15 protein-coding genes and 1 pseudogene are annotated in these 13,080 nt (G+C 70.9%); 11 read left to right on the top strand and 5 right to left on the bottom strand.

The window, feature by feature from the left end; all coding sequences use genetic code 11:
- Position 1: 1 nt before the first annotated feature.
- A complete protein-coding gene (locus tag A37W_RS0115170) occupies positions 2 to 622 on the bottom strand; it encodes a hypothetical protein (RefSeq protein WP_018303887.1) in 621 nt (206 codons plus the stop codon).
- 103 nt (positions 623 to 725) lie between these two features.
- Entirely contained in the window at positions 726 to 1,013 is a 288-nt protein-coding gene (locus tag A37W_RS0115165; RefSeq protein WP_018303886.1) for a hypothetical protein, read from the bottom strand.
- A gap of 369 nt (positions 1,014 to 1,382) precedes the next feature.
- Here A37W_RS0115165 and pyrC point away from each other — a divergent pair, with 369 nt between their 5' ends.
- From pyrC to A37W_RS24670, 8 genes and pseudogenes are all read left to right on the top strand, one after another.
- A complete protein-coding gene (pyrC, locus tag A37W_RS0115160) occupies positions 1,383 to 2,438 on the top strand; it encodes a dihydroorotase (protein WP_018303885.1) in 1,056 nt (351 codons plus the stop codon).
- Between the two features lie 76 nt (positions 2,439 to 2,514).
- Positions 2,515 to 3,189 (top strand): orotate phosphoribosyltransferase, encoded by a 675-nt coding sequence (locus tag A37W_RS0115155; RefSeq protein ID WP_018303884.1) that lies wholly within the window; start codon positions 2,515 to 2,517, stop codon positions 3,187 to 3,189.
- A 69-nt stretch (positions 3,190 to 3,258) separates the two neighbouring features.
- The gene (locus A37W_RS0115150) at positions 3,259 to 3,906 is read left to right on the top strand and encodes a pyridoxamine 5'-phosphate oxidase family protein (RefSeq protein ID WP_018303883.1); all 648 of its coding nucleotides are present in this window, start codon (positions 3,259 to 3,261) and stop codon (positions 3,904 to 3,906) included.
- Positions 3,907 to 4,165: 259 nt separating this feature from the next.
- On the top strand, positions 4,166 to 5,656 hold the full coding sequence (locus tag A37W_RS0115145) for a replicative DNA helicase (RefSeq protein ID WP_018303882.1): 1,491 nt from the start codon (positions 4,166 to 4,168) through the stop codon (positions 5,654 to 5,656).
- Between the two features lie 127 nt (positions 5,657 to 5,783).
- Positions 5,784 to 6,179 (top strand): VOC family protein, encoded by a 396-nt coding sequence (locus A37W_RS0115140; RefSeq protein WP_018303881.1) that lies wholly within the window; start codon positions 5,784 to 5,786, stop codon positions 6,177 to 6,179.
- 55 nt (positions 6,180 to 6,234) lie between these two features.
- Positions 6,235 to 7,020, top strand: a complete 786-nt coding sequence (locus tag A37W_RS0115135) for a DUF1194 domain-containing protein (RefSeq protein ID WP_018303880.1) — start codon at positions 6,235 to 6,237, stop codon at positions 7,018 to 7,020.
- 55 nt (positions 7,021 to 7,075) lie between these two features.
- Positions 7,076 to 7,951 (top strand): annotated as a pseudogene (locus tag A37W_RS22950) (trypsin-like peptidase domain-containing protein); the annotation flags it as partial.
- Positions 7,885 to 8,238, top strand: a complete 354-nt coding sequence (locus tag A37W_RS24670) for a PAN domain-containing protein (protein WP_367834146.1) — start codon at positions 7,885 to 7,887, stop codon at positions 8,236 to 8,238. The pseudogene A37W_RS22950 and the gene A37W_RS24670, both read left to right, overlap by 67 nt.
- Here the strand turns inward: A37W_RS24670 and A37W_RS0115125 are convergent.
- Positions 8,235 to 9,326: an AI-2E family transporter gene (locus A37W_RS0115125; protein ID WP_018303879.1), complete on the bottom strand. Its 1,092-nt coding sequence runs from the start codon at positions 9,324 to 9,326 to the stop codon at positions 8,235 to 8,237. The genes A37W_RS24670 and A37W_RS0115125 overlap by 4 nt on opposite strands.
- A 196-nt stretch (positions 9,327 to 9,522) precedes the next feature.
- On the opposite strand from A37W_RS0115125, the gene A37W_RS0115120 reads away from it, so the two are divergent.
- Genes A37W_RS0115120 through A37W_RS22165 form a run of 3 tightly spaced genes read left to right on the top strand, consistent with a single transcriptional unit; the run spans position 9,523 to position 12,199 of the window.
- Positions 9,523 to 10,836, top strand: coding sequence for a hypothetical protein (locus A37W_RS0115120; protein ID WP_018303878.1), 1,314 nt, complete (start codon positions 9,523 to 9,525; stop codon positions 10,834 to 10,836).
- The gene (locus A37W_RS0115115) at positions 10,833 to 11,327 is read left to right on the top strand and encodes an SRPBCC domain-containing protein (protein WP_018303877.1); all 495 of its coding nucleotides are present in this window, start codon (positions 10,833 to 10,835) and stop codon (positions 11,325 to 11,327) included. The genes A37W_RS0115120 and A37W_RS0115115 overlap by 4 nt, the downstream gene beginning before the upstream one ends.
- Positions 11,324 to 12,199 (top strand): COG3904 family protein, encoded by an 876-nt coding sequence (locus A37W_RS22165; RefSeq protein WP_018303876.1) that lies wholly within the window; start codon positions 11,324 to 11,326, stop codon positions 12,197 to 12,199. The genes A37W_RS0115115 and A37W_RS22165 overlap by 4 nt, the downstream gene beginning before the upstream one ends.
- Here A37W_RS22165 and A37W_RS24665 read toward each other — a convergent pair.
- Complete coding sequence (locus A37W_RS24665; RefSeq protein WP_496543874.1) at positions 12,196 to 12,402, bottom strand: DUF6692 family protein; 207 nt, start codon at positions 12,400 to 12,402, stop codon at positions 12,196 to 12,198. The genes A37W_RS22165 and A37W_RS24665 overlap by 4 nt on opposite strands.
- Complete coding sequence (locus A37W_RS22160) at positions 12,372 to 13,031, bottom strand: DUF305 domain-containing protein (protein WP_308419882.1); 660 nt, start codon at positions 13,029 to 13,031, stop codon at positions 12,372 to 12,374. Before A37W_RS22160 ends, A37W_RS24665 begins: the two co-directional genes overlap by 31 nt.
- Positions 13,032 to 13,080 lie beyond the last annotated feature (49 nt).

Here is a 13,080-nt window from a genome sequence, read left to right as displayed (position 1 = left end):
ATCACTTCGTCATCGGCTCGAGCGCGACCGCGCTGGTCGAATTGAGCGTATCGCGGTCGAACTGGTTCGACCGGATATAGGCGGTCCCGATCGCCGGCAGATAGATGTAGACGAGGTCGAGCCCGCCATCGGCGCCCCAGTCGTACCGCAGGTCGACCTGCACCGCCTCGTAGTCGCAACCCGACAAGGTGACGTCCGGATGAGCCGAGAAGGTGGCGGTCGTCACCTCGTTCCGGCTGCCGCCTGCCTCGAAGATGTTCACGGTCGGGCCGGTCCAGCTGACCCCCGGATAGGGCTCGGGCAGACGGGTCACGTCGGACTCGAACTCGATGTCGAGCCGGGTGCCGGGGATGGCGTTGCCCATCGCGTCGATCTCGTGCTCGGAGGTGAAGTAGACGCCCTTCCACGCGCGGAACAGGATCGGGTTCGACCCGTCGGAATAATTCTCGGTCACGTCGAGAAAGCCGTCGTTCGTACGCTTGAACGTGGTGTAGTCGCCGTTCTCGAACCGGACCTGAAGACCGCGGGTCAGGTCGGCCGAGGTGTAGCACTGCGCCGCAGCGGAGGCGGCGAAGGCGACCGCGGCGACGGCGGACGCGGAAATGACGCGGATGAATGACATGGAATGAACCCCTCCCCGGGCTCGATAATCTGCATCGGACGTGGCGGCATCTTGCCGGTGACGCGGGCGCCTGACCAGCCCCCGCAACGGCCTGGAGCGGCGATCAGTCGATGCTGCCGCGCGTATCCATCGCCCGCCGGACCGCGGCGACGAGGCGGGTGGCGAAATAGCCGAGGACCGCGCCGAAGGTGAGGCCGACGAGCGCCTCGCTGTCGAAGATCTCGGCGATCAGCGCCGCGGCCAGCAGCGCCGCCATGAAGGAGACCAGCCGGACCTCGTTCGGCTCTACCGGGATCTCTTTCGCGACGCCCCGCGCGAGCGGCCGGGCCACCGGCTCGTCGAGGTGCGGCGTGACGAACCCCGCGATCAGCCCCAGAATGAATGCGAACATGGTCTTAGCTCCCCGTGCCTGTCCCGTACGGTCCTTATCCCCGGAGGGTCCCGCCCGATCAAGAACCCGCTGGAGGCGTAGTCACGCGCCGGCGAGCACGCGGTCGCTATGCCATGCCGGCCGGCCCAACACAGAGCTACCCGCCCCGGCCCCGAGCCGGGTCCCCGCTCGTGGAGGCGCGCCGGTCCGGCACGGCACAGCCGGACGAGCCCTCGCGCGCCCGCCGGGAAGCAGCCGCTCGAGACGTCCGCTCGGTCCCCCGCCGGGCGCCGAGCCGCGGCTCGGCAAGACCGGGCTCGGGGCCGGGACGGACAGGCCGCACGCTCCTTCCTCTGGCCCTCGCCCCTGCCGTTGTGTAAGCGGCAAAAGATGCCCGCCACCGCGCCCACCCGCCTGACGATCCGCCGGCCCGACGACTGGCACCTGCACCTGCGCGACGGGGCGGTTCTGCAGGCCGTCCTGCCGGAAACGGCGCGCGACTTCGCCCGCGCCATCGTCATGCCGAACCTCGTGCCGCCGGTCGTGACCGGCGCCGACGCGGCGGCCTACCGCGACCGCATCCGCGCCGCCCTGCCGCCGGGCGCGGACTTCACGCCGCTGATGACGCTGTACCTCACCGACGACACCGACCCCGAGGACGTCGCCCGCGCCCATGCCGCAGGCATCGCGACGGCGGTGAAGCTGTACCCGGCCGGCGCCACCACGAACTCCGCCTCCGGCGTGACCGACATCGAGAAGGTGCGCCCGGTCCTCGACCGGATGGCCGAGATCGGCATGCCGCTGTGCATCCACGGCGAGGTCACGGACCCGTCCGTCGACATCTTCGACCGCGAGGCCGTCTTCATCGACAAGGTGCTGAAGCCGCTGCGCAAGAAGGTGCCGGACCTCAGGATCGTGATGGAGCACGTGACGACGAGCCACGCCGTCGACTACGTCCGCGACACGCCGGCCCGGCTGGCCGCGACGATCACCACGCACCACCTCATCATCAACCGCAACGCGATCCTCGCGGGCGGGATCCGGCCGCACTACTACTGCCTGCCGGTGGCGAAGCGCGAGCGGCACCGCGTTGCGCTGGTCGAGGCGGCGGTCTCGGGCGACCGGCGGTTCTTCCTCGGCACCGACAGCGCGCCGCACGTGGATTCGCGCAAGCTGATGGAATGCGGCTGCGCCGGCATCTTCACCGCGACCAACACGCTGTCCTGCCTCGCCGAGGTGTTCGAGGCGGCGGGGCGTCTGGACGATCTGGAGGCCTTCACCTCGCTGAACGGCCCCCGCTACTACGGCCTGCCGCCGAACGAGGCGACGGTGACGCTGGTCCGCGAGGACGCGCCCGTCACCTACCCCGGCGCCATCGAGACCGCCGACGGGCCGGTCACCGTCTTCGACCCCGGCTTTCCGCTGCACTGGCGGGTGGAGCGGTGAGGCGCCCCGTCCCGAGCGGAGGGCGCGCGGCGGCCGGTCGCTGGAGTATTTGCCTGCAAGATAGGGGAGCAGCCGGATGATCCCGACGTCGTTTCCGCCCAGGGACGAGATCGCGCGCCTCAGCGCCCGGATGCTGCTGGAGGTCGGCGCGGTCGATTTCAACGCGGCCGAGCCCTTTACCCACGCCTCGGGAAAGAAGGCCCCCACCTACGTCGACTGCCGGCGCCTGATCTCCTACCCGCGCATCCGCTCCACTCTGATGGACTTCCTGACCGTCACGGTGATGCGCGAGGCCGGTTTCGAGGCCTTCACCAACATCGCCGGCGGCGAGACCGCGGGCATTCCCTTCGCCGCCTTCGTGGCCGAACGGATGGCCCTGCCGATGACCTACGTCCGCAAGAAGCCCAAGGGCTACGGCCGCAACGCGCGGATCGAGGGGCGGATGAGCGAGGGCGACCGGGTGCTGCTGGTCGAGGACCTGACGACCGACGGCGGCTCCAAGGTCTCCTTCGTCAACGCCATCCGCGAGACCGGCGCCACCTGCGGCCACACCGCGGTGATCTTCTTCTACGGCATCTACGAGGGCGTCGAGGAGGCGCTCGCGGCCGAGGGCGTGCGCCTGCACCACCTGTGCACCTGGTGGGACGTGCTGGCGGAGGCGCGCGCGACCGCGGCGTTTGACGGCGCGACCCTCGACGGCGTCGAGGCGTTCCTCCGCGACCCGGCCGGCTGGCAGGCCGCCCACGCCTGACCCCGCGCCTTGCGCCGGCTCCGGTAGCGGGCCAGTCTGCCCGCGAATGCGGGGCCGAAGGGACGGACGATGACGAACGACGGGACCGGGGCGCCCCATGTGGTCGCGAGCGAGGCCGCGCTGCGGGCCCTGTACCCTGAAGTCTCCGGGCTGGCGAAGCTGAAGTCGTTGCCCGCGCTCGACGTCCATTCCCGCGCCTTCCTCGCCCGCTCGCCATTCCTGATCCTCGGCACGCAAGGCCCCTCGGGCCGCGCCGACGTCAGCCCGCGCGGCGACGCGCCCGGATTCGTCCTGGTGCTGGACGACCGGACGCTCGCGATCCCGGACCGGCCGGGCAACAACCGGCTCGACTCCCTGAGCAACATCGTCGCCGACCCGTCGGTCGGCCTGCTCTGCCTGATCCCCGGCTACGAGGAGACGCTGCGGATCAACGGCCGGGCGCACCTGTCGACCGACCCGGATCTGCTGGAGCGGATGGCGGTGAACGGGCGGCTGCCGCGACTGGCGGTGGTGGTGCGCATCGAAGAGGTTTTCCTGCACTGCGCCAAGGCATTCCGCCGCTCGCGGCTGTGGGACCCCGAGGCGCGGCAGGACCGGTCCGAGATGCCGAGCCTGTCGAAGATGATCCTCGACCAGACGACCGGTGCGCCGGACGGCGAGGAGATGGCCAGGCTCGATGCCGGGCTCGAGGAGGCCTACGCCAGGTCGATGTACTGAGACCGGCCAACCAGATGTTGACGCGGCCGGCCCCCACATCGCAGGATGTGGGCGACAGTCGCGGCCGGGCAGGTTATCCACACGGGTGTCCCCGACAACATACAATTTGCCCGGCTCGCCGCGGCTCGGGTAACAGGACCGTCACAGGCACCAACATCGAGTCGGGCAGCAGGCGCAGCCGCGCCCCAGGAGGGAGCCCGGGCGAGCGGCGGGCGACGCGCCATGTCCGACCGCCACCGGGACAGGAGCAAGAGCGGGCATGAACGATCTGGCCATCTTCAACGCGACGGGGACCGAGGCGGCGACCGCCGACCGGATGCCGCAATCGGTCGAGGCCGAGCAGCAGCTGCTCGGCGCCATCCTGACCAACAACGACGTCTACGACCGGGTCTCGATGCTGCTGAAGCCGCATCATTTCTACGAGCCGGTCCATTCCCGCATCTACGAGATCGCCGGCCAGCGCATCGCCAAGAACGCGCTCGCCTCGCCGGTGACGCTGAAGGCGTTCCTCGAGGACGACGAGGGGCTGCAATCGCTGGGCGGGCCGGCCTACCTGGTGCGGCTGGCGGGGGCCGCGATCTCGGCCTTCGCGGCGCGAGACTACGCGCAGATGATCTACGACTTCGCGATCCGGCGCGAGCTGATCGCGCTCGGCCAGGACATCAGCGCCAAGGCGGCCAAGGTCGACGTCGCCTCCGAGCCGAAGGAGCAGATTGTCGAGGCCGAGCAGGCCCTCTACAAGCTGGCCGAGCAGGGGCAGAGCGAGAGCGGCTTCCAGTCGTTCCTACAGGCGACGATCCAGGCGGTGCAGGTCGCGAACGCCGCCTACCAGCGCGACGGCGGCCTCGCCGGCGTGTCCACCGGCCTGACCGACCTCGACAAGAAGCTGGGCGGCCTGCACCGGTCGGACCTGCTGATCCTCGCGGGGCGCCCCTCGATGGGCAAGACGTCGCTGGCGACCAACATCGCCTTCAACATCGCCAAGGCCTACAAGCGCGGGCAGCTGCCCGACGGGACCGAAGGCGCGGTGAACGGCGGCGTCGTCGGGTTCTATTCGCTGGAGATGAGCGCCGAGCAGTTGGCCGCCCGTATCCTCTCCGAGGCGTCGGAGGTGCCGTCCGAGCAGATCCGCCGCGGCGACATGACCGAGGCCGAATTCCGCCGCTTCGTCGAGGCGGCGAAGGCGCTGGAATCGTGCCCGCTCTACATCGACGACACGCCGGCCCTGCCGATCAGCCAGCTCGCCGCGCGCGCGCGCCGGCTGAAGCGGACCCACGGTCTGGACGCGCTTTTCGTGGACTACCTGCAGCTGGTCCGCGGCGCCGGCCGGTCGGAGAACCGGGTGAACGAGATCTCGGAGATCACCCAGGGGCTCAAGGCGATCGCCAAGGAGCTGGACATCCCCGTCGTCGCGCTGTCCCAGCTCAGCCGCCAGGTGGAGAGCCGCGAGGACAAGCGGCCGCAGCTGTCGGACCTGCGCGAATCGGGCTCGATCGAGCAGGACGCGGACGTGGTGATGTTCGTGTTCCGCGAGGAATACTACAAGGAGCGCGAGAAGCCGGGCGAGCACGAGCTCGACAAGATGGCCGCCTGGCAGGAGGAGATGGAGCGCCTGCACGGCAAGGCCGAGGTGGTCATCGGCAAGCAGCGCCACGGGCCGATCGGCACGGTCGACCTGTCCTTCGAGGGGCGGTTCACGCGCTTCGGCAACCTGGTGAAGCCGTGGCAGACGGGCGAGGAGTCGTTCTGATCCTTCGGGCGGGTGCGGCCCGCCGCCTCCCGGCGGCGACCCGCGGGGGGCGCTGCCCCCCGGGTCCGCCGGGGCGGACCTCCCCCCGGGATATTTGTGGCTCGATGAGAGGGAGGGACGCGGGCGCGTGATCACCGGCGTGAACCACGTGACGCTGGCCGTTGCGGATCTCGACCGGTCGCTCGGCTTCTGGCAGGGCGTGCTCGGTGGGCGGGTGCGGGCGCGCTGGGCGCGCGGGGCGTATCTCGAGCTGGGGACGCTCTGGCTGTGCCTCGCGGTGGGGCCCGTCTCCGCGCGGGAGGATTACACGCATCTCGCCCTGTCCTGTGCGCCCGGGCATTTCGACAGGCTCGCCGAGCGGCTCCGGGCGGCAGCGCCGGAATGGCAGGAGAACCGCTCCGAAGGGGCGTCGGTCTACGTCCTCGACCCCGACGGGCACCGGGTGGAGCTGCATGCGGGCGACCTGGAGAGCCGGCTCGCCCATTATCGCGCCCATCCGGAGACGGGCGTCACCGTCACCTGACGGCTCGCGCGATCCTGAATGGACAGGGCCGCACCCCCTGCCCCAGGCTTCGTCCATGCGCGCGCTCGCCCTCTGCCTCGCCCTTCTCGCCGGCCCCGCCGCCGCGCAGCAGGAGGAGGTCGACGTCGAACTCCTCCTTCTCGTCGACGTCTCGCGCTCGATGTCGGCGTCCGAGCTGGACCTGCAGCGGCGCGGCTATGCCGAGGCGCTGACCTCGGAGCCGGTGGTCCGCGCCATCGTCGGGGGCATGACGGGCCGGATCGCCGTCGCCTACGTCGAGTGGGCCGGCGCGGGACTGCAGCGCATCGTCGTGGACTGGACGCTGGTGGAGGGCCCGGACGAGCTGGAGGCCATCGCCGACGCCCTGCGGGCCGGACGCGCCTACACCCAGAGCCGGACCTCCATCTCGGGCGCCCTGCGGTTCGGATCGGCCTACCTCGACGGCAACGGCTTCGCCGGCCTTCGGCGGGTCATCGACATCTCGGGCGACGGGCCGAACAACCAGGGCGCGCCGGTGACCGAAGCGCGGGACGCGGCGGTGGCGGACGGCATCGTCGTGAACGGCCTGCCGCTGATGACCCGCGAGCCGGAGGGCGCGGCCTGGCGGATCGACGACCTCGACGTCTACTACGCCGAATGCGTGATCGGCGGCCCCGGCGCCTTCGTCCTGGCGGTCACGGACTGGCCGGACTTCGCCGCCGCGGTGGGCCGCAAGCTGGTGCTGGAACTGGCCGGACGGACGCCCGAGGCGGCGGTGGTCCCGGCCCAGGGCGCCGCGCCCTACGACTGCCTGATCGGCGAGCGGCTGTGGCAGCAGAACCGCTGGTGGGGCGCACCCTGAGATTGCCACGCTCGCCGGCCACCCCTACGCTCATATCGGGCGGGAGGAACGATACATGCGGCTTGGTCGGATCATCTTCATGCTGGCCCTCTTGGCGACGCACCACGCGTCGGCGCAGTCTCTACTCGGCCGCGGCACCGGGTTCGTCCTGAACGACGGAGGCTGGGTGCTCACCAACGCCCACGTCGTCGACGGCTGCGACAGCGTCGCGTTCGCCGGACTGGGCTCGGCGCTGGAGGTGGTACCGGACACCGTCTCGGACCTCGCCGCCCTGCGCTTCGCCGCCGCGCCGGCGGCGCCGCTCGCCCTGCGCGATGCGCCGCCGCGGCTGGCGGAGCCGGTTCACGCCCTCGGCTATCCGCTCACCGACGTGCTGTCGACGGCAATCCGGGTGACCAGCGGCACGGTGAACGCGCGCGAGGGGATGAACGGCGACCGAAGGTTCTTCCAGTTCTCGGCCCCGGTGCAGCCCGGCAATTCCGGCGGGCCGCTGATCGACGCCGAGGGCGCCGTCGTGGGCGTGGTGACCGCTCGATACCTGGGCGACAACGCTCAGAACATCAACTTCGCGCTGGCGATGTCGGAGGTGCGTGCCTTCCTCGACCATGCGGGCATCGACTACGACCGGGCGGAGGCCGGTGCCCCGGCCGATCCGGGACTGGTGGATCGGATCGCGGAGTCGACCCTGCTGCTGGACTGCCTGGGCGCCGCGCCGCCGCTGGCGATCGCCCGGGCGCCCACCCCGGCCCCTGCCCCGGTCGTCACGGCGCCGGTGGCCCAGATGATGCGGGCGCCGGGCTTCGACGTCCTCGGATTCGACTACCGCCACCACGGGGACAGCACGCTCGCCGCGTGCGAGGCGGAATGCCGGGCCGACAGTCAGTGCGCCGCCTATACCTTCAACACCTCGAACGGCTACTGCTTCCTCAAGTCGGACGCCGCCATCCTGATGGCGAACGACGCGGCGGTCGGGGGCTATCTGCCGGCCTACGAGGGGTCGCTGGTGCGCGCCACGCTGAGGGTCTTGGGCAACTCCGACTCGCCCGGCGGGGACTATTCGCGCCTCGACGGTCTCGACTCACCCGCTGCTATCTCGCCTGCGAGATCGACCGCCGCTGCCGCGCCTTCGCCTTCGTCCGGGCCGGAGGCGCATGCTGGCTGAAGGATCGCGTCGGGCAGATCGTGGATCGGCCGGGCGTGGAATTGGGAGTCCGCTAGGCCGCCTCGTGCTTCGTGGCGGAGCGGTGGCCGTCGTCCTCTTCGTCGTCGTCGTCGATGCCGGAGAGGAAGATGCCGAGCGCGTTCATCTTGGGCACGTGGTCCGCGAAGACGCGGATCGCGATCAGGGTCGGCACGGCGATGAACATGCCGATGAAGGACCAGGCCCAGCCCCAGAAGGCGACCGAGACGAAGACGACGACGGGGTTGAGCTTCAGCGAGCGGCCCACGGCGTAGGGCGTGACGAACTGGCCCTCCAGCGAGGTGAGGCCGAGATAGAGGCCGGCGGCGAGGACCGCCTGGCCGATCGTCTCCATCGAGACGATGCCGAGGAAGAAGGTCAGCGCCACGCCGGCGATCGCCCCGAGGTAGGGGATGAAGTTCAGCGCGAAGGCGCCGACGCCGAACAGCAGCGGGTTCGGCATGCCCGCCCACCACAGCGCCGCGCCCACGCAGACGCCGAGGCCGGCATTGATGACGGTGATCGTCAGGAAGTAGCGGCTCAGCTTCTTCTCGATGTCGAAGGCGATGCCGAGCGCGCGGCGCTTGTCCGAGAAGCGCGGCGAGGCCTCGACGATCTTGCGGTAGAACATGTCGCCCGAGGCGGTCAGGAAGAACAGCAGCGCGAGCGTGAAGACCACCTGGCCCACGACGGCGGGAGCCGTCGTGGCAAGTCGGGACAGGATTCCCGGGCCCTGGGTCACCACGACGGTCTGCGTCTGTTCGCCCTTCACGTCGTCCTCGTCGGCGCCGGCCATGGACTGGACGTCCTCGGTCGCCTCGGCGACGGCCTCGATCGCCTCGTTGACGCCGCGCAGCTTGCTTTCGACCTCGCGGGCGATCGTCTCGGAATGACGCGCGTACTCCTGCACCGGACCGGACAGGGCATAGGCGAGCGCCACGACGCCGAAGAGCAGGCCGGCGACGACCACCGCCGCGGTGACGACGGACGGGATGCCGCGCTTTGCCAGCGCCCGGCGGATCGGCGAGACGGTGATCGACAGCAGGAACGCCAGGAACACCGGCATCAGGAAACTGCGGGCGATCACGATCACGCCGAAGATGGCGAGGATCGCGAGGATCAGCATGGGGATGGACCCCGGGCTGCGGCGCGGGCGGGGCTTGGGGGCTGCGGGTTCGGCGGTGTCTGAGGCTGGCATTTCTCGCGAACGCGTGAGGTGGCCGGCGGTTGCATCTGACGTGACGCCGAGCGCCGGAGAGACTCGCATTGCTCTGCCGATCGCGTAAGTTCGTCAAGAACGCCGGTGGGGCGGGAGGGAACGGATGAGCGAGGACGGCCTCAGCCGGACCGAGGCGCGGGGCCTTCGGCAGGCGCGCGAGATCGAGGGGCACCTCGGCTGGCTCGATTCCATCACCGGGGCGGCCCTGGCCGTGCTGGCCGTCGCGTCGGGCATCTACACCTATCTCGGCGTGTCGTCGCTCCTCGACGATACCGGTGCGCTGTCGGTCTTCGCGGCGATGGCCTACTCGGTCGCCGTGTCGGTCGGAATCTTCGTCTTCTGGTCCTACATGATGCGCCTTCTGCCGGCGATGCGGTCGATGGCGTCGGTCCTCGGCCTTCTGGCCTCGATGGCGCTGGGCTCGGTGGCGATCATCGCGATGTCGTCCTGGCTGAACGCGGCCGCGCTCGCCGGGGCGGCGGCGGTGGAGCAGCATCTCGCCACCACGGTGCAGAACTACCAGCAGGCGCTGGAGCGGGCCAACACCATCGCCGTCTCGGCGCAGGGCCTGCAGCGCGACGTGGCCCGCGTGCGGTCCAGCTTCACCGACCTGGCCGAGCAGGAGGCGTCGGGGGATCTCTCGGGCTTCGCCGGGCGCGGCGCCGTGTTCCGCCTGCTGCGGCAGAAGGCGGACGAACTGGCCGCGCTCGAGGCGCAGATCGCCGCGCAGGAGCCGGCCGTCGCCGCCGCCTTCGCCGACGGCAACGCGATCCTCAGTCGGATGCGCGCCCTGACGGTGGAGCCGGGGCCGGTCGAGGCCCGCTCCGTCACCTTCAGCGAAGAGGCGGTGCGCCTCGCCAACGTCATCACCCAGCTGCGGCAGCTGTCGGTCGCGCCGCTGGTGGTTCGGGCGGCTCAGGACCTGTCGGCCTCGGTCGTCCTGCCGCAGCTCGACGGGACCAGCGCGGACACCCGCGCCGGGCAGCAGGCGACCATCGACAGCGTCCTCGGCGTCCTCGTCCAGCGGGCCGAGACGCTGCGCCTCGCGGCCGAGCAGGTGATGGCGATGGAGGCGCCGGTCGAGACGATCTACACGCCGATCTCCACCGCCGACGCGGTGATCCTCTATGCCGGCAACTTCATCCCCTCCTGGGCGGGGGCGATCGCGATCGACCTGCTGCCGGCGGTCCTCGTCTTCATCGTCATGGTGGCGCAGGCCGCGGTGCGCGCGGGGCGCGAGCCGGCGGCGGCCGAGGACCAGATGACGCTGGCCGAGTTGCGGGCCGCCCTGCACGCCATGCGCGACGTCGAACTCGCGCTGAACCGCGTCGAGGAGGCGGACGACGAGGGCGACGCGCGGCGGGCCGCGCCGCGGCCGGGCGGCGTGACGGTTGTCTCGCGGGGGCCGGCGGAATGAGCGGGCACGACATGATCACGGGCACCGGCGGCGCGGGGGGCCACAGCGAGAACGAGATCTCGATCGCCGCCTCGCCCCAGAAGGTCTTCGAGGCGCTGACGACCCCCGACCTCGCCCTGCGCTGGCTGCCTCCGCCGCCGATGACCTGCGAGATGCACGCCTTCGACGCCCGCCCCGGCGGCGCCATCCACTACGTGCTGACGATGCCGCCCGAGCGCGCGGACGAGGCCAAGACGCCGGCTGGCGACGTCTGCCGGGGCCGCTTCGTCGAGGTCGAGCCGCCGTCGCGGCTGGTCGAGGTCTTCACCTTCGACGGCGACGATCCCGGCCTGCGCGGCGAGATGGAGGTGGAGATCACGCTGGAGGAGACGACCTTCGGCACGCGCCTGCGGGCGGTCTGCCGCAACATCCCGCCGGCCATCGACCCCGTCGCCAACCGGCACGGCTGGGACCACAGCCTTCACCAGCTGCGGGAGTTGGTGGAGGGATGAGGTGGCGCCGCAGGCGCGCCGCCGGCGCCAGCAGCGCGGCCGGGACGGACGCCGAGGCGGCGCCGGAGCCGCGCCAGGCCAGCGGCGAGACGCGCAAGTGGCTCTACGCCATCCTCGGCGTGCAGGTCATGTTCGCGCTGATCCTGTTCGGCTCGGACCTTGCCCGCGTCCTGCCGCTGGCGCTGTCCCCCTCGTCCGCCCCCTCCCTCACCCAGCCGGCCCGGCCCGGCGATCAGACCCGCCGCTATTCCCCCGCCCGCATCTCCCCGCGGGAGGCGCCGCCGGGGTCGCGCCCGCTGCCCGCGACCGACACGATGCCGACCCGCCTCCTCGCCGAGTTCACGACGTGGCAGGACGCCCCCGCCCTCGTCCTGACCGGCCAGATCGCCCCCGGAGACGCCGCGCGCCTCGCCGAGGAGCTGACGCTGGAGCCGCCGCTTCGCGTCTTCCTGAACTCGCCCGGCGGATCGGTGGCGGACGCGCTGGCGATCGGGGACTGGCTGCGCGAGGCGGGCGTCGACACCGCGATGACGCAAAGCGACATCTGCCTCTCCGCCTGTCCCTACATCCTTGCCGCCGGGACCGAGCGGACGGTCGAGGAAGGTGCCTGGGTCGGCGTGCACCAGCATTATTTCGACGAGAACACCGCCCTGCCCGCCTTCCTCGCCGTGTCGGACATCCAGCGCGGCCAGGGCGAGGTGATGGCCTACCTGATCGAGATGGGCGTCGATCCGGGCCTGATGCAGCCGGCCCTGATGACGCCGCCGGAGGAGATCTACCTCCTGCTGCCGGAGGAACTGGACCGCTACGACCTCGTCACCACGCCCGACGACCTGCCCGAGGCGCCGGACGTGCCGGACGACGCCACCTAATCGCAGGACCAGAAGCCCCGGTAGCCCACCGTAGGCACGTCCTGCAGCGCAAAGACCAGCTCCGCGTCGGAGCGCCAGTCGGCGTCCGCGCCGAGCGGCGTCACGGTCATCGACACCCCGTCCGCCGCGAAGGCCAGATCGCCCTGCCCCTCCAGCGGCACCAGCACGCCGTTCAGCAGCATCGCCGCCGCCGTCCCGTCCACACCGGCCCAGAGGATGGGGTCGGTCTCGGGGCTGCGGTTGAAGGTGCAGGCGGGCCGGTCATCGCCTCGGCGGCCTGCGATGCGGTCAGCGACGCGGGGTCGAGCCGCGCCGGCAGCATGTTCGAGTGGGCCGCATCGACGCCGCCCACCTGCGGCTCGGGGTCCTGATATACTTCGGCCGCCCGATCCTCGGGCACATGAGCCACGAGGTAGCGCATCTCGGCGATCTCGCGCCGCTGTGCGCCGATGATCTCGTCCGCCAGCTTGCGGACCCGAGCGTCCTCGATCCCCGCCCGCTCGGACGTCATGACCGCGATCGAATGGTGCGGGATCATCGCCCGCATGTAGCTGATGCCCGACACCGTGACCTGGCTGCGCACCAGCCACAGCGACAGCGCGAAGACGGTCACCGCGCCGACGAAGATCGCGGCGTTCGCCGCGCGGTTCGTGTACATCCCCGGCATGTAGGCCAGCATGATGACCGCCATGACGGCACCCATCAGGATCGCCGTGCAGACCCGCGTCTCGGAGAAGGACACATGCTCCCAGGCGTAGGTGTTGAGGTACATCAGGACGAACATCACCAGGGTCGAGGTAAGGATCATCAGTCCGAAGCGGATGTAGGACATGGGGTGCGCCTCTCTCCTTGGTAGGGAAGGCCAACCGGGGCGGCGCGTC

Source organism: Wenxinia marina DSM 24838 (assembly GCF_000379485.1).
Taxonomy (GTDB): domain Bacteria; phylum Pseudomonadota; class Alphaproteobacteria; order Rhodobacterales; family Rhodobacteraceae; genus Wenxinia; species Wenxinia marina.
Note: the sequence above shows the minus strand (reverse complement) of the source record. Positions and strands in the feature narration are given on the sequence as shown.